A 16,154-nucleotide genomic window follows, 5' to 3' on the forward strand; every position below is an offset into this window, starting at 1 on the left:
GGCAGGCGAGCAAACCAGAAGCGCTCGAAGGAGAGGTGAATGGAAAGTAAAGTAGTTGTTCCGGCACAAGGCAAGAAGATCACCCTGCAAAACGGCAAACTCAACGTTCCTGAAAATCCGATTATCCCTTACATTGAAGGTGATGGAATCGGTGTAGATGTAACCCCAGCCATGCTGAAAGTGGTCGACGCTGCAGTCGAGAAAGCCTATAAAGGCGAGCGTAAAATCTCCTGGATGGAAATTTACACCGGTGAAAAATCCACACAGGTTTATGGTCAGGATGTCTGGCTGCCTGCTGAAACCCTTGATCTGATTCGTGAATATCGCGTTGCCATTAAAGGCCCACTGACCACTCCGGTTGGTGGCGGTATTCGTTCTCTGAACGTTGCCCTGCGCCAGGAACTGGATCTCTACATCTGCCTGCGTCCGGTACGTTACTATCAGGGCACCCCAAGCCCGGTTAAACACCCTGAACTGACCGATATGGTTATCTTCCGTGAAAACTCGGAAGACATTTATGCGGGTATCGAATGGAAAGCTGACTCTGCCGACGCTGAGAAAGTGATCAAATTCCTGCGTGAAGAGATGGGCGTGAAGAAAATTCGCTTCCCGGAACATTGCGGTATCGGTATTAAGCCATGTTCGGAAGAAGGCACCAAACGTCTGGTTCGTGCAGCGATCGAATACGCAATTGCTAACGACCGTGACTCTGTGACCCTGGTGCACAAAGGCAACATCATGAAGTTCACCGAAGGCGCGTTTAAAGACTGGGGCTACCAGCTGGCGCGTGAAGAGTTTGGCGGTGAACTGATCGACGGCGGCCCGTGGTTGAAAGTTAAAAACCCGAACACCGGCAAAGAGATCGTCATTAAAGACGTGATTGCTGATGCATTCCTGCAACAGATCCTGCTGCGTCCGGCTGACTACGACGTTATCGCCTGTATGAACCTGAACGGTGACTACATTTCTGATGCCCTGGCAGCACAGGTTGGTGGTATTGGTATCGCACCTGGCGCAAACATCGGTGACGAATGCGCACTGTTTGAAGCCACCCACGGTACTGCGCCGAAATACGCCGGTCAGGACAAAGTTAACCCAGGCTCTATCATCCTCTCCGCTGAGATGATGCTGCGCCATATGGGCTGGACTGAAGCGGCTGACCTGATTGTTAAAGGTATGGAAGGCGCAATCAACGCGAAGACCGTAACCTATGACTTCGAACGTCTGATGGAAGGCGCTAAGCTGCTGAAATGTTCAGAGTTTGGTGATGCGATCATCAAGAATATGTAATCACTACATGTGTTAAATATTATAACGGGCGTATAACACGCCCGTTTTTTTGTTAGCTTGCTAAGGGTTATCAAAACCCCCTGATAGTTTGGTGGGGCAGATAGCAGTTCTACTCATTGTGGCGATGCTTTTTTCTCCGGCCGAACCGTGGCTGATGGCATGTAGCTCAAGTACCTGACAGCGTAATACGGCACGTCTGCCGTCTGGTTAGTATTTGTAGCTACTGCGATGAACCCTGAACACGTGGCAGAGAGTGACCACAGGATAACGCGCCCTGAGTTTCCCGATTATCGAGAACTGTTCAAGGGAGCCGCATCAAGAGCACGGTAGCCTTTTTAAATATTTCGTTTTCCATTTCAATTCGTTGTCGCTTTTTCTTTAGCTTACTTTTCCCGTATCTGTGATAAGTTAAGCGCAATGATAGACTTTTTATGTCTGTGTTAGGATATTAATACAAACCCGCAGATATACAGTTTTTTGCATCGATAATTCACAGATAAATCCGAAAAAATCTTCGCCAGCGGACTGTCGGAGATGAAATGTTATGTTCAGCAATTTCGGAAAACTGACTTGTTGATATATAGTGTGGTCTGTAAATACATTGATTGTGAACGTCAATATCTTGTCAGGGTCTCACTACATAGTCGCAATGCATCATTCAGAACCTTATAACTCTCCTGTGTTGCATCTTTTATACCAGTCTCCCTTATTGGTCTTCCTTCTGTTGAATATTCGATCCAGAATGAACCAGAGAAGTTTGACATTTTGTATGTTGCGAATTCTTTTGCATTAATAGGCAGCCTGGTGCCATTGAGATCCATTATATAACCACTTTCATGGATGGACCTGGAAAGGCAATTGATTATTTCGTTTATTGGTACACTACTGTCTAAGTGAGGATGCTCCACAACGGCTCCTGTACAGAGAATACTTAGAAATATTATAAAAACATTTTTTTTCATAGTTAAGATATTTTGTAATGTTTTTGATATGTGGTCTATCTTGGTGATAGATATTGAATCCTTTTATTTCAACATGTGATGAAATTTTTGTTTTGATAATGGTTAAAGCCTTATTGTTTTTATAAGGTGATATAAATCATCAAAATATACAATACGATTAATGCCTTTATTGGATAAGAAAATATCAATTTTTCTTTTATTTCTAATGCGATAATGTATATATGTACTTCTAATGGAGTAAATGTGTTTTTCTGGCCCTTTAGCTCAGTGGTGAGAGCGAGCGACTCATAATCGCCAGGTCGCTGGTTCAAGTCCAGCAAGGGCCACCAACAATACAGCCATTAGCTCAGCAGGCAGAGTCACTGACTTGTAACTAATGGGGCACCAGTTCAATTCAGGTAGTCGGTACCATGCGTTGGTGTTAAAAAATCATCGCATGGTGACTCCTCTGTGCGAAGGGGGAGATCCGCAGGCCGCTATCACTCCTTTTTCTTTATTTGAGCAAATTTTGATATTGTGCCGAAATAGTATAAATCTGCCGTTGAGTGGATTTTGTTGTTTCGGATGCAGGAAAACCCGTAATTATAATATTCCGATAACAAATTAATTGTATTTGATAAAATTATGTATTTTCGAGATTATGGTATTGATACCATTTTTCTTATTTGTTAAAAAAAATATCTGCATGGTGAATCCCCCTGTGCGGAGGGGCATATCAGCAAGGTTGCAATTATCCTTCGGCTTTAGCGGCAATATTGCGGGTTCGGATGCTGATGCCGGACTCACCGGGAGGCACCCGGCACCATGCAGATGATGGAACATTGCGCATACAAAAACCTGCCCTTCTCCGGAAGGGCTTTTTTATGGGCAAGTATCATGAGTTATATATTGGATATTTTTATTATCTTTCGATATTAGTTACAAGGTACAGGGCTGTGCAATACCTTAACCTATATGTAATGTGTTGAATTCATAATATTGCCAGTAGGCGCCCTTTTTATTTGCTGACGTTAGCCTCGTTGCTCACTGCAATCTGATTTATTCAACAGTCCTTCTTCAGGGTGATATCGATAATCAGAGGTATCAGAAGCTGAGGACGTTTCCTTTACGGATATGCAGCTGCGCCAGTGCGATGTTGCTGCACTTGATGCGAAATACACAAAGGAGTTAGCCGTTGCGAAAGCAGAATGCTGTGTATGTGGAGATCCCGTCGAAAATGAGCGTGTCGAGGTTTATGGGCTATCTGAAGAGTAAACGCAGTCTGATGCTCTATGAGCAATTTAGAGATCTAAAATTCAAATACAGGAACAGGGAATTTTGGTGTAGAAGTTATTATTTAGATACGCTGGGTAAGAACACAGCAAAGATACAAGAATATATAAAGCACCAGCTCGAAGAAGATAAAATTGGCGAACAATTATTGAACCCATATCCAGGCAGCTCGTTTACGGGTCGTAAGTAACAAAGTTGAATGCAAATGATAGATCATATGCACCAGTTAGGGCGCGGCTGGAAACAGAACCTTATAGGCGCATTTGAAAAACCTCCGGCATAGCCGGAGGATATTTATAATTAGAGATTAGCAACGTTATGATAAACTTTTTGGACATCATCATCATCTTCGAGGGCATCAACAAGCCCTTCAAAGATTTCTAAATCTTCTGGTGAAAGTTCAACTTCTGATTGAGCAATCAATTCTAATTCTGTTGTTGAAAACTCAGTAATGCCGGCAGCTTTCAGAGCTGCAATTCCTTTGTGAAGATCTGTAGGTTCAGTATAAATAACGATGCTTCCTTCTTCTTCAGTTACATCACGAACATCTACTTCGGCATCGAGCAAGATTTCAAAAATATGGTCAGGATTTGTTCCTTTAAATACAATCACACCAGTATTGTCAAACATATAGCTGACAGAACCTGCTGCTCCAATATTTCCGCCTTTTTTATTGAAAATTGTGCGAATATTAGCAATTGTACGATTAACATTTGAAGTCAACGTTTCAGCGATAATCATTGAACCATTTGGTCCAAAGCCTTCATAACGTCCTTGTACGAACGTTTCATCTCCGCCACCTTTGGCTTTATCAATGGCTTTATCAATAACGTGTTTTGGAACTTGTGCCTGCTTCGCACGTTCAATAACGAATTTTAAAGATGTGTTTAATTCTGGGTCTGGTTCACCTTGTTTAGCGGCAGCATAGATTTCCACACCGAATTTTGCATATATTTTAGACGTTGCACCGTCTTTAGCCGTTTTTTTAGCAACAATATTGGCCCATTTACGTCCCACTGGAATGATCTCCTCGAAATTTATTTACATTACTGACAAGTTGATAACCTGTGTTTATTCGCCATATTATAGCATAACACGGAAAAAATCGTCTATGAAAAATAAAATATGATAATGTTACAGATGTACTTTTATTTTATCAATGGTTAATAATTGTTGATGAGCTGTTTTATAATTTATTTTGGTTTTCTCCTGTATTTATTTTTAATGGTTTGACCGCGACAGTAATGTCGCGGCATATTTAGTTTTGCTACCTGGATATATTGTTGAGGATGACGATCGTACGGGGCTAATTAAATTTGAAAAAATTTAAATTGGAGGTAGTCCATATTTGGCTCGGGCGCGATTACAAGCCTCATTAATTTCACCATGCTCGCCTGACATGGCGAATTCTCTACATGTGGATGAGCGGTTTTTATATATTGTGCAGCAGGCGTTTTTTCCAGGCGTTCCTGCCAGGGCAATACAGCGTGGGTTCTTCTGGTTAGTACCGCGCATACATCGGTGGTAAGGGGATATCTGCTCAGTAAGATGAGCCGGTATGGTTCCACCTGCATCATCAGCTTCGGCCCAGTAAAAAGAGACGCGGAAAAATGCACAACAGGCACCACACGCCATGCATGGATTCAGATTGCTCATAATTCACCAGTACTTCTATATAAATATCACAACAAAACCGCAGACACGACGTATAAAGGCGCGTGCCTGCGGCAGGCTGGCGAACTTTCTATAGTGCGAGTATTGAATGATTACCAGCCGTTATCAATTTTACATATCTATTTAGATATGACCAGACAAGTTGAATGCAACCATGAAGAGTTAATCTTTACAATTTGTAACATGGGGGGGAATGTCTTACGTAACCAGAGTTCGCATTATATGGTTTCTATTGCCTGACTTGCTAAATAAGAATCTATCGCGCTCTTTCTAATTCTAACTGGTTATAGATGTTATCAGAAAAAGTTATTTCTCTGGTTTTCAGGAATGTAAAAAAATACACGTTTTGACTTGTACAAGTTATATCACTGCTCTCGGTTTTTTACATTCATTCCAGTGACATTGCTGCATGTAATGAATCTGATTTTGGATGCCGCTATTGATGGATACGGTCTGTTATGAGCAGGTGCCGTGTGCGATTGAAGAAAAAGCTGGGTCGCGTAGAGTAACAATTTACAATGCCTTACCTCGGTATCACCTTTACTGTCCCCATCGACGTTGTACCAGTTCAGCATATCCTTACTCATTGATACAGTTAAGTATTAAAGGATGAGTACACAGAGAACGTTGCCTACCCAATATTCTTGTTCTGGTTTGTTGCTCAATACGTCTTCTCTGCCTTAGGGGCAATCAATTAACGCGCACTTGAGATTTTCATCCAACATTGAAGGCATTACGGCATGGTGGGTAAAATTTCATCAAGAACGTGGATATTTCTGATTCTCTCTACCATGCTCTCTGTAGACGCCAGATTGAGCGAATGAACAGAGAATAATGGTCCTGGGACACGCGAATGCGCAATACACTTATCCCCATCCTCGTTGCGGTGTGCCTGTTTATTACTGGCGTCTCTATTTTGAATATTCAGCTCTGGTATTCCGCAAAAGCAGAGAGTCTTGCAGGGGCGAAGTACGCCGCCAACAACATTAATCATATTCTTGAGGAAGCGTCACAGGCGACTCAAACGGCAATGGAAATTGCAGGGAAGAGGTGCGATCTGGATGAACAATATCAGCTAGGTACAGAAGCCGCGCTGAAACCCCATCTGCGGACGATCATCATTCTCAAACAAGGTGCAGTCTGGTGTACATCGCTGCCGGGTAATCGAGTACTGCTATCTCGTATTCCTGTGATACCTGACAGTAATTTGCTGTTGGCTCCGGCGCTTGACACTGTAAATAGATTACCCATTCTGCTCTATCAGATTCAGTTCGCTGAGACGCGTATTCTGGTGACTATTAGCGACCAGCATATCCGTGGGGCGCTCCATGTGCCGTTGAAGGGGGTGAAATATAGTTTGCGCGTGGGGGATAATATTATTGGGCCGTCGGGAGATGTGACAACTCTCAATGGCAGACATCAACTTTCTGGACGGGTTAACTCCACTGAATATCATTTCAGTATTATCTATAACCAGCCGCCACTATTTAGCTTTACCAGAATGATAGACAAAGGATTGGGTATTTTGATATTCAGCTTGTTAATATCCTGTTCCGCTGCCTTTTTACTTGATAAATATTTCAATAAAACAGACACACCTGAAGAGATTCTGCGTAGAGCGATAAGTAATGGTGAGATTGTGCCTTTTTACCAACCGGTAGTTAATGGTCGGGAAGGGACGTTACGCGGCGTAGAAGTCCTTGCCCGATGGAAACACCCACGTGGAGGATATATTTCACCTGCAGCGTTTATTCCACTTGCTGAAAAATCAGGGTTGATAGTTCCGCTCACTCAAAGTTTGATGAGTCAGGTCGCCACACAAATGAACGCGATCGCCAGTAAACTACCGGAAGGATTTCATGTTGGGATCAATTTTAGCGCCTCGCATATTATTTCGCCGACATTTGTTGAAGAATGTCTGACATACCGCGACAGCTTCACTCGCCATGATTTGAATCTCGTTCTTGAAGTTACCGAGCGTGAAGCGTTGCATGTTGATGAAAATTTGGTTCAGCGATTGAACATTCTGCATGAAAATGGTTTTGTAATCGCGCTGGATGATTTTGGTACGGGCTACTCAGGGCTTTCTTATCTCCATGATCTGCACATCGATTATATTAAGATTGATCACAGTTTCGTCGGTCGGGTCAATGCAGATCCTGATTCCACCCGGATTCTGGACTGTGTGCTGGATCTGGCGCGCAAACTTTCTATCAGTATTGTCGCCGAAGGCGTCGAGACGAAGGAGCAGCTCGACTATTTGAACCAGAATAATATTACGTTCCAGCAAGGGTACTATTTCTATAAACCGGTGACGTATATTGAACTCGTCAAAATTATTCTGTCAAAACCGAAGGTGAAAGTGGTTGTTGAGTGAATATTGTACTAATTGATATAGCATGATGATGTTTGGCTGAAAATTGATCAGCAAGGCGATGAAATGGTGCAATTGTAGACAGGTAATTAGCTCGTTGCTTCTTGTTACTATTGTTCATTATTTTGTTTGCTATAATTGTCTGAAGATTTTGTCAGGATCACCGTAAGTAGCATGAACAAAAGTAATAGCCTGGATTATTTCTCTTTGTATATCATCTTTTCCATTGCGTTTATGCTGATCTCCATCCTGATTATCCTGGTCGCCAAACCCAGCATCTGGCTAGGAGAAGTGCTTGTTACCATAAATTTAATCAATGCACTGGTTTGGTTGGTAATCAATTTGCTTAACCGGTTAAGAGAGAAGCTGGTAAGCCAAAGGGATCAGCATTAACCCTTCTTTTCAATACGTTTTGACAATTTGGGCTGACAGATATTTGATCAGAAATGCTTATAAATCCAATCAGTAAGATGATTAATCTTTGAAACTGGAAAAACTGGTCAGGTTTAGTTTTGGGGAAATTACTCTGCGGTGAGGAGTGTGTATACGGATATGATTGCAGTAAAATAGTTTTTGATACAGTGAAAACTGACGGAATAAACCAAAGCCAAATACTAACACTTCATTTTTGTTTATAAGCATATCCATCCGCTAAAAATATACCGCGTCGAATAAATCGACGCGGTACTACATTAACTATTATTTTTTGCCGATGGCACGCATGGTGTCATCAATTGCGGTAATTAACAGCATTTGCGGATCTTTAGCACAAACCTGATTCAGTTTTTCTACCACTTTGGCACTCAGTTCTGGAGATTGCTCAATTTTTAAATCACGGCTAGTAACGCTGGCATTACCCATTACCGCGACGATATCTGCAACCTGTGCGCTGTCAGTTTTTGCCATTTCGTTGGCTTCTGCGCAAGTAATGTAGGTTTCTGCCGGCAGGCCGTTCTTAATATTATAATCCTGCGCCCAGGTCATTGGTGCGAAAACAAACAGTCCAGCCAGTAAAGCAAATTTTTTCATCGTCATACCTTATTTCATTTTACCCAGAATGGCACCACCTGTACCACCAATCACAGCACCTTTAATCGCGCCTTCCAGACCATTGCCGGTCAGGACGCCTGTAACTGCGCCAACGGCCGCGCCTACTTTTGCGCCTTTACGGGCATTTTTACCATCGCGACCTTTTTCAGTTACTGCGCCAACACCTGCACCTACAGCAGCACCTTTCAGTACGCCATTTACACCATTGCCAGTCAGTAAGCCTACGCCTGCGCCTAACAATGCGCCTTTAGTGGTGCGATTCATATCCGCCATGGCTGGCGTGGAGCAGAGTAATATTGAGATGAGCCCGAAGGCGAGTGTTTTTTTCTTCAACTTAGATGTCCGGTATTAAGTAAGTTGCACACACAATAATTTCGTCTTCAATTAAGAGCAGCTTAACTAAAGAACGCTCGATATTATTCAGATCATTCAAAATGAGCGCGGTTTGTATAATAAGAGTTATGTTTTTTGCTTGAATGGGAATAATCTTAAATAAGAATTAACTCATTGATTTTGAATATTTTATTCAAGAAATGTCATCAAATGTTAACATTGCATTGCAAAGGTAAGGCAATCTGAAATATCAATATTATTGTGTAATTTATATGTGAACAATATTTATCAGAAAACGTAATGTCAGTGATTTTATTGTGGTGGCGATAATGTGAATTAGTTGCGACTTAATTTGACGCTAAAGCTTGAAGGGGGTGTGTTACCGTTTATACAAAACAGGAGGTAATTCCCATTTCCTGTACTAACAACGCAGCAACCAAATGAGCGAACTCAACAGAGGGAAGGGGGCTGTGCCTGGACGCCGATGACAACATTACTTAATAGCGAACCGGGGAAGAGAAAAATTTAACCAGGGTGTAATCTGACAGATACCTGTATAAATAACCGGTAACTGTCAGATCGGACCTGAGCTAATACAGCTTATTTCAGCTCTTCTGCTTCCGGCAGGGTCACGTTCAACTCAAGAATGGAAATATCACCATCTTTTTGCTCAAGCTGTACGGTCACCATCTCGGGATCGATTTGTACGTATTTACAAATGACCTCAAGAATATCTTTACGCAACTGGGGCAGATAGTGTGGTTCTGCATCGCTGCGACGGCGTTCAGCAACAATAATTTGCAACCGTTCTTTTGCAATGTTGGCCGTGTTTTTCTTCCGTGAGAGAAAGAAATCGAGTAATGCCATAACTTATCCTCCGAACAAGCGTTTGAGGAAGCCTTTCTTCTCTTCTTCAATGAAGCGGAAAGGACGTTCTTCTCCCAACAGACGTTCTACGGTATCAGCGTAGGCTTTACCCGCATCGGCGTTGATATCGAGAATAACCGGTTCCCCCTGGTTAGAGGCGCGCAATACTGATTGATCCTCTGGGATCACGCCGACGAGCTTGATGCGCAGGATCTCCAGCACGTCTTCCATGCTCAACATGTCTCCTTTGTGCACGCGACCAGGGTTATAGCGCGTTAACAGCAGGTGCTCTTTAATGGGTTCTTCGCCGTTTTCTGCGCGACGTGATTTCGACGCCAGAATACCTAAAATACGGTCAGAGTCACGAACTGATGAGACTTCCGGGTTGGTGGTAATAATGGCCTCATCAGCGAAATAAAGAGCCATTAATGCACCGGTTTCAATACCCGCCGGTGAGTCACAAACGATAAACTCAAAGTCCATCGCTTTCAGGTCATCAAGAACTTTGGCCACCCCTTCGCGGGTGAGGGCGTCTTTATCGCGAGTTTGCGATGCCGGGAGAATATAGAGGTTATCAGTACGCTTATCCTTAATTAACGCCTGATTTAGCGTTGCATCGCCCTGAATGACGTTGACGAAATCGTAAACGACCCGGCGCTCGCAACCCATAATCAGGTCGAGATTACGCAAGCCGATATCAAAATCGATCACGACAGTTTTCTTTCCCTTCTGGGCCAAACCAGTGGCGATGGCCGCGCTGGAGGTTGTCTTTCCAACGCCCCCTTTCCCCGAAGTAACAACAATAATGCGTGCCATAAAAATTCCTTGTTAAAAAGGGATCAATTTAACGATTGAACGGTCAAAGCGTTTTCGACTAATTGCAGTCGTGCCGCTTTGCCATAAAATTCTGCTGGGATTTTATCGCTCAGCCAGTATTCACCGGCGATAGAGACCAGTTCTGCCATCAGACTCGTACAAAATATTTGTGCTTCCCGGTCACCACTTGCCCCGGCTAGCGCACGACCGCGCATCATGCCATAGACATGAATGTTACCATCTGCGATCAATTCTGCCCCTGCGCTAACATGGCTTGTAACAATCAGATCACATTGTGGCGCATAAATGCGCTGACCGGAACGTACAGGGGTATCTATTAAGCGTGTTTTTGTGTCCGGTGTTGTATTTTTCGCAGGAACCTGGGGAGTCGGTGCTGGACGTGGCGCTTTTTCCTTTCCTTCAGTCAGGATTGGTAACCCCATCTTTTCGATTTCAGCTTTCAGCTTCGCATTTTTGCAGCCACTGACACCAATGATCCGCAAGCCTGTTGCTGAGATAGCTTTGTGCATTGCTGGCCAGTTGACCTGTTCTTCGAGGCCACTGACATTGAGTACGATGGGAGCATGATTTAAAAATGCCGGAGCCTGAGCGATTTTGTCTTCCAGCGCCTGATGAATAACCTTAGGTTCTGCCTCATGCAGATGAACCACAGATAAGGTGAAGCTGCTACCTTTAAGCTCGATTGGCGTGTTTGACATCCTGGCCTTACTCAATTAGCTAATTACCATCATCATCAGCGTGCGATGATATTACGAAGACTATAAGGCATGTTATAGTCTGGATTATATTGAGGCAAGTCACCCCCCCATTTATTCAGAGTAAAATTATGTTTTGTGTGATCTATCGAAGTAGTAAACGTGACCAGACCTATTTATATGTTGAAAAAAAAGACGACTTTTCACGTGTTCCAGAGGAGCTGATGAAAGGTTTTGGTCAACCGCAACTTGCGATGATTCTTCCATTGGACGGGAGAAAGAAACTGGTAAATGCCGATATTGAGAAAGTTAAACAGGCCTTAGCTGAGCATGGCTATTATCTTCAATTGCCACCACCTCCTGAGGATTTGCTGAAGCAACATCTTTCTGTGATGGCGAAAAATACAGACAGCACTAAAAAATAACCAATATCCGGCGGTGGCATCATATTTGTCGGAGCGGGTTTTAAGATCCACGATGAAGTGAGAGGAGCGTTATGTATCAACATCACAACTGGCAAGGTGCGCTGCTGGATTATCCGGTGAGTAAAGTAGTTTGTGTTGGCAGTAATTATGCCAGGCATATTAAAGAGATGGGGAGTGAAGTGCCTGAAGAGCCCGTGTTGTTCATTAAACCTGAAACGGCACTGTGCGATCTGCGCCAGCCATTGGCTATCCCCTCAGATTTCGGTGCGGTTCATCATGAAGTGGAACTGGCTGTGTTGATTGGCGCGACGCTACGTCAGGCCACGGAAGAGCATGTGCGAAAAGCTATTGTGGGTTACGGCGTGGCGCTCGATCTGACATTACGTGATATTCAGGCAAAAATGAAGAAAGCCGGGCAGCCGTGGGAAAAGGCCAAAGCGTTTGATAATTCTTGTCCACTTTCCGGGTTTATTCCCGCCGCAGAGTTCACTGGCGATCCGCAAAATACATCGCTGGGGCTAAGCGTAAACGGCGAACAACGCCAACAAGGTACGACTGCGGACATGATCCATAAAATCGTTCCGCTGATTGCTTATATGAGCAAGTTTTTTACCCTCAAGGCCGGTGACGTTGTGTTAACAGGCACGCCTGATGGTGTCGGCCCGCTACACAGTGGCGATGAACTGACTGTTACTTTCGATGGTCATTCTTTGACAACTCGCGTTTTGTAATACTTTTTTGCCGCCTGAATGAGGCGGCAAAACTTGCATCGCTGTGCCAGACTGGTTATAAGGTGCGTTTTAACGTAATGGCGGAACACCTGATGAGCGATATACCTTTCTGGCAAAGTAAAACCCTTGATGAAATGAGCGATGCTGAATGGGAGTCGTTGTGTGATGGTTGTGGTCAGTGCTGCCTGCATAAACTGATGGATGAAGACACCGACGAAATCTACTTCACTAACGTCGCTTGCCGTCAGCTTAATATTAAAACCTGTCAATGTCGGAACTACGAACGCCGCTTCGAGTTTGAACCCGACTGCATTAAATTAACCCGCGAAAACCTGCCAACATTCGAATGGCTACCGATGACCTGTGCTTATCGGTTGCTGGCGGAAGGGAAGACATTGCCACAATGGCATCCACTGATGACTGGTTCGAAAGCGGCAATGCACGGTGAGCGAATCTCTGTACGTCATATTGCGGTGAAAGAATCAGAAGTGATCGACTGGCAGGATCATATACTCAATAAACCGGACTGGGCGCAGTGAGTAGTTGAAACAGAAGGGGTTACTTTCTCGTTTTGAACGGGGCACTGTTGGTGCATCAGAACTGAAATTTACATCCAGAATTGCCAGGGGATTGTCATTATTATTTGCCCCCAATGCGAACAGAAAAATGCCCCTCTGTGCAGTAATGAAGATTGGATTTACTCCTGCACTTAATGCCCGGCGAGCAAATGTGCTGCAATTCATACACCTTACGAACTTATACTGATACTCCTATTTCTCGGTGCTACATTCCTGTATTTATTGCCAGTTTCCAGAGACTGCTTATCTGCTCACTCACGTTTTTTCGAGAGAACGATGATATTTTTCGCGGGTTAGTGGATCTGGTTTCGCTTTTTCGTGGAGAAATAACTGCAAAGGAAAATTCTTAATATCGTCGTTTAATTTGTCGAATGCGGACATGGATTTTATGCAGACCATATAAACATTCTCTGGTCGCTCGTTCTTACAGAATGGTTTTTTGGTGATACTCGTAATGCGGTGACCTGGTCGATGAAACTGGCACTGTATAGTGCCAGTCGCAATTTAGTTGGCCTGCTTTTTCATCATACTGATAATAAACAACAGCGCCGCACACAGCACCACCGACGGGCCTGCTGGCGTATCGTAAAACGCGGAAAAGGTTAAACCACCAGTTACGGCAATCATCCCCACCAAAACCGCGACACCAGCCATCTGCTCCGGCGTGCGGGCAAAACGACGTGCAGTAGCCGCAGGAATAATCAGCAGCGAGGTAATAATCAACGCGCCGACAAATTTCATTGCCACGCCAATCGTCAATGCCGTCACCAGCATCAACAATAATTTTACGCGCTGTAATTTTACGCCATCGACAAACGCCAGATCCGGGCTAATCGTCATCGACAGTAAATTGCGCCATTGCCAGAACAGAATTGCCACCACGATGACCACGCCAATCGCAATGGAGATAAGATCTTCCGGCGTCACTGCCAGCAAATCACCGAACAGATATGCCATCAAGTCAACGCGAATGTTAGACATCAGGCTGACGACGACCAGACCCAGCGACAAAGCACTGTGCGCCATAATTCCCAATAATGTATCGATCGCCAGTTGTGGGCGCTTTTCCAGCCATACCAGACCGCCCGCCAGCAGCAGCGTAACCGCAATCACTGCATAGAAAGGATTCACATCCAGTAGCAGGCCAAACGCGACGCCAAGTAAAGATGCATGCGCCAGCGTGTCGCCGAAATAAGACATACGGCGCCAGACAACAAACGAACCCAGCGGACCTGCAGCACAGGCCAGCATGATCCCGGCTAACCAACCAGGAAATAATAATTCAATCATGAGCGATCATTTCCCCGACGCAGAATAATCCGCCCCTGTAAATCATGGCGGTGATTATGATGATGGCGATATATACCCAGCTGCTCAGCACCGCGAGGTCCAAACATCGAAATAAATTCTGGATGCAGGGAAACGACTTCCGGTGTGCCGGAACAACAGATGTGGTGATTGAGGCAAAGTACTTCATCGGTTTTTGCCATCACCAGATGCAGATCGTGAGAAACCATTAATACGCCACAATCCAGTTCGCGACGCAGTTGATCAATCAGGTCGTACAACGCAACCTGACCATTTACATCCACGCCTTGAGTGGGTTCATCCAGCACTAATAATTGCGGTTGATTTAACAACGCGCGCGCCAGCAGTACACGCTGCGTTTCGCCGCCAGAGAGCTTTTGCATTGGCGCGTCAATCAGATGTCCGGCCTGAACGCGTTTCAGTGCGGGCAGAATGTCTTCTTTATATGTACCGGGGCGTAAGCGTAAAAAACGGTTTACGGTCAGTGGCAACGTGGTGTCGAGATAGAGCTTTTGCGGCACGTAGCCGATACGCAGTTTTCCGTGGCGCTTGATAACACCTTCATCTGGTGTTACCAGCCCGAGCACAACCCGCACCAGCGTCGACTTACCTGCGCCGTTCGGCCCAAGTAAGGTCAAAATTTTTCCAGGTTTAAGTTCCAGCGACACATCAGAGAGGACGCGGCGTTGGCCAAAAGAAACCGAGACATTTTCCAGGGAAACCAGACTTGTCATGTTAATTTTAGTCTTGCAGTAGTCATGAAATGTTATAATATCACACTTCTTGTATTCATTACGATGATTGGTCGCATTATGTTACATAAAAAAACGCTTCTTTTCGCAGCATTATCTGCCGCTCTCTGGGGTGGTGCAACACAGGCGGCAGATGCCGCCGTTGTTGCTTCGCTTAAACCTATTGGATTCATCGCTTCCGCCATTGCTGATGGGGTAACAGAGACTGAAGTATTACTGCCTGATGGTGCTTCTGAACACGATTATTCACTGCGTCCATCGGATGTAAAACGCTTACAGAACGCGGACTTAGTCGTCTGGGTTGGCCCGGAGATGGAAGCGTTTATGCAAAAGCCGGTGAGCAAATTACCTGAGGCGAAACAGGTAACGATTGCGCAGCTAGATGATGTGAAACCGATGCTGATGAAAAGTATTCACGGCGATGATGATGATCATAACCACGCGGAAAAAAGTGACGAAGATCACCATCACGGCGATTTCAACATGCATCTTTGGCTCTCCCCAGAGATAGCGCGGGCTACAGCGGTTGCAATCCATGAAAAATTAGTGGAACTTATGCCGCAAAGTCGAGCCAAACTTGACGCCAACCTGAAGGATTTTGAGGCACAATTAGTTGCAACCGATAAACAGGTTGGTAATGAGCTCGCGCCGCTCAAGGGAAAAGGTTATTTCGTTTTTCATGATGCTTACGGCTACTTCGAAAAACAATTCGGACTGACACCGCTTGGTCATTTTACCGTTAACCCAGAGATTCAACCGGGCGCGCAGCGTTTACATGAAATAAGAACACAGTTGGTTGAGCAAAAAGCAACCTGCGTTTTTGCTGAACCACAGTTCAGGCCAGCGGTCGTTGAAAGCGTCGCACGAGGGACATCCGTTCGTATGGGAACGTTGGATCCCCTTGGGACGAATATCAAACTGGGTAAAACAAGCTATTCAGAATTTCTGAATCAATTAGCCAACCAGTACGCGAGCTGCCTGAAAGGAGATTAATGAGGAAGTGATT

Annotated in this window: 17 protein-coding genes, 1 tRNA gene and 2 pseudogenes; 9 read left to right on the top strand and 11 right to left on the bottom strand. The window is 44.6% G+C overall.

What is annotated here, in order from left to right; genetic code table 11:
- The first annotated feature begins 39 nt into the window (after positions 1 to 39).
- Positions 40 to 1,290 carry an NADP-dependent isocitrate dehydrogenase gene (gene icd / locus WES_RS12300; protein ID WP_016158091.1) on the top strand — a complete coding sequence of 417 codons (1,251 nt, stop codon included), beginning with the start codon at positions 40 to 42 and terminating at the stop codon, positions 1,288 to 1,290.
- A gap of 111 nt (positions 1,291 to 1,401) precedes the next feature.
- Here icd and WES_RS24005 read toward each other — a convergent pair.
- Positions 1,402 to 1,675, bottom strand: a pseudogene (locus WES_RS24005) (IS3 family transposase); the annotation flags it as partial.
- An 830-nt stretch (positions 1,676 to 2,505) separates the two neighbouring features.
- On the opposite strand from WES_RS24005, the gene WES_RS12295 reads away from it, so the two are divergent.
- Positions 2,506 to 2,581: transfer RNA gene (locus WES_RS12295), tRNA-Ile, on the top strand.
- A gap of 775 nt (positions 2,582 to 3,356) precedes the next feature.
- Positions 3,357 to 3,711 (top strand): annotated as a pseudogene (locus tag WES_RS12290) (hypothetical protein); the annotation flags it as partial.
- Between the two features lie 113 nt (positions 3,712 to 3,824).
- Here the strand turns inward: WES_RS12290 and WES_RS12285 are convergent.
- Together WES_RS12285 and WES_RS0121260 are read right to left on the bottom strand one after the other, a co-directional pair.
- Entirely contained in the window at positions 3,825 to 4,541 is a 717-nt protein-coding gene (locus WES_RS12285) for a YebC/PmpR family DNA-binding transcriptional regulator (RefSeq protein ID WP_000532905.1), read from the bottom strand.
- Between the two features lie 309 nt (positions 4,542 to 4,850).
- Entirely contained in the window at positions 4,851 to 5,180 is a 330-nt protein-coding gene (locus WES_RS0121260) for a YkgJ family cysteine cluster protein (protein WP_010345776.1), read from the bottom strand.
- Between the two features lie 871 nt (positions 5,181 to 6,051).
- Between WES_RS0121260 and WES_RS12280 the strand changes: the two genes are divergently transcribed.
- Positions 6,052 to 7,575 carry a cyclic diguanylate phosphodiesterase gene (locus WES_RS12280; RefSeq protein WP_016158094.1) on the top strand — a complete coding sequence of 508 codons (1,524 nt, stop codon included), beginning with the start codon at positions 6,052 to 6,054 and terminating at the stop codon, positions 7,573 to 7,575.
- A gap of 171 nt (positions 7,576 to 7,746) precedes the next feature.
- On the top strand, positions 7,747 to 7,965 hold the full coding sequence (gene ymgF, locus WES_RS12275; RefSeq protein ID WP_001043534.1) for a cell division-associated protein YmgF: 219 nt from the start codon (positions 7,747 to 7,749) through the stop codon (positions 7,963 to 7,965).
- Positions 7,966 to 8,271: 306 nt separating this feature from the next.
- Here ymgF and WES_RS12270 read toward each other — a convergent pair whose 3' ends face one another.
- From WES_RS12270 to minC, 6 genes are all read right to left on the bottom strand, one after another.
- The gene (locus WES_RS12270; protein ID WP_000178040.1) at positions 8,272 to 8,607 is read right to left on the bottom strand and encodes a YmgD family protein; all 336 of its coding nucleotides are present in this window, start codon (positions 8,605 to 8,607) and stop codon (positions 8,272 to 8,274) included.
- A gap of 3 nt (positions 8,608 to 8,610) precedes the next feature.
- Positions 8,611 to 8,955: a YMGG-like glycine zipper-containing protein gene (locus WES_RS12265; RefSeq protein ID WP_000730702.1), complete on the bottom strand. Its 345-nt coding sequence runs from the start codon at positions 8,953 to 8,955 to the stop codon at positions 8,611 to 8,613.
- A gap of 1 nt (position 8,956) precedes the next feature.
- Entirely contained in the window at positions 8,957 to 9,109 is a 153-nt protein-coding gene (locus WES_RS24725; protein WP_370906317.1) for a hypothetical protein, read from the bottom strand.
- A 446-nt stretch (positions 9,110 to 9,555) separates the two neighbouring features.
- The gene (gene minE / locus WES_RS12260) at positions 9,556 to 9,822 is read right to left on the bottom strand and encodes a cell division topological specificity factor MinE (RefSeq protein ID WP_001185665.1); all 267 of its coding nucleotides are present in this window, start codon (positions 9,820 to 9,822) and stop codon (positions 9,556 to 9,558) included.
- Positions 9,823 to 9,825: 3 nt separating this feature from the next.
- Positions 9,826 to 10,638, bottom strand: coding sequence for a septum site-determining protein MinD (gene minD, locus WES_RS12255; RefSeq protein WP_000101043.1), 813 nt, complete (start codon positions 10,636 to 10,638; stop codon positions 9,826 to 9,828).
- A 23-nt stretch (positions 10,639 to 10,661) separates the two neighbouring features.
- Positions 10,662 to 11,357 carry a septum site-determining protein MinC gene (gene minC, locus WES_RS12250; RefSeq protein ID WP_010357020.1) on the bottom strand — a complete coding sequence of 232 codons (696 nt, stop codon included), beginning with the start codon at positions 11,355 to 11,357 and terminating at the stop codon, positions 10,662 to 10,664.
- A 128-nt stretch (positions 11,358 to 11,485) separates the two neighbouring features.
- Here minC and WES_RS12245 point away from each other — a divergent pair, with 128 nt between their 5' ends.
- The 3 genes from WES_RS12245 to WES_RS12235 all read left to right on the top strand — a co-directional run bounded on the left by WES_RS12245 (position 11,486) and on the right by WES_RS12235 (position 13,049).
- Positions 11,486 to 11,779, top strand: coding sequence for a YcgL domain-containing protein (locus tag WES_RS12245; protein ID WP_001516252.1), 294 nt, complete (start codon positions 11,486 to 11,488; stop codon positions 11,777 to 11,779).
- 71 nt (positions 11,780 to 11,850) lie between these two features.
- On the top strand, positions 11,851 to 12,510 hold the full coding sequence (locus WES_RS12240) for a fumarylacetoacetate hydrolase family protein (protein ID WP_000284295.1): 660 nt from the start codon (positions 11,851 to 11,853) through the stop codon (positions 12,508 to 12,510).
- Positions 12,511 to 12,602: 92 nt separating this feature from the next.
- On the top strand, positions 12,603 to 13,049 hold the full coding sequence (locus WES_RS12235) for a YcgN family cysteine cluster protein (protein ID WP_016158098.1): 447 nt from the start codon (positions 12,603 to 12,605) through the stop codon (positions 13,047 to 13,049).
- Between the two features lie 543 nt (positions 13,050 to 13,592).
- On the opposite strand, the gene znuB is transcribed toward WES_RS12235, so the two are convergent.
- Together znuB and znuC are read right to left on the bottom strand one after the other, a co-directional pair.
- Positions 13,593 to 14,378 (bottom strand): zinc ABC transporter permease subunit ZnuB, encoded by a 786-nt coding sequence (gene znuB / locus WES_RS12230; RefSeq protein WP_000571472.1) that lies wholly within the window; start codon positions 14,376 to 14,378, stop codon positions 13,593 to 13,595.
- Entirely contained in the window at positions 14,375 to 15,130 is a 756-nt protein-coding gene (znuC, locus tag WES_RS12225; protein ID WP_000202981.1) for a zinc ABC transporter ATP-binding protein ZnuC, read from the bottom strand. Before znuC ends, znuB begins: the two co-directional genes overlap by 4 nt.
- 78 nt (positions 15,131 to 15,208) lie before the next feature.
- On the opposite strand from znuC, the gene znuA reads away from it, so the two are divergent.
- Positions 15,209 to 16,141, top strand: a complete 933-nt coding sequence (gene znuA, locus WES_RS12220; protein ID WP_024195121.1) for a zinc ABC transporter substrate-binding protein ZnuA — start codon at positions 15,209 to 15,211, stop codon at positions 16,139 to 16,141.
- Positions 16,142 to 16,154 lie beyond the last annotated feature (13 nt).

Origin of the sequence: Escherichia sp. KTE31 (genome assembly GCF_000407925.1) — a bacterium.
Lineage (GTDB): Bacteria > Pseudomonadota > Gammaproteobacteria > Enterobacterales > Enterobacteriaceae > Escherichia > Escherichia ruysiae.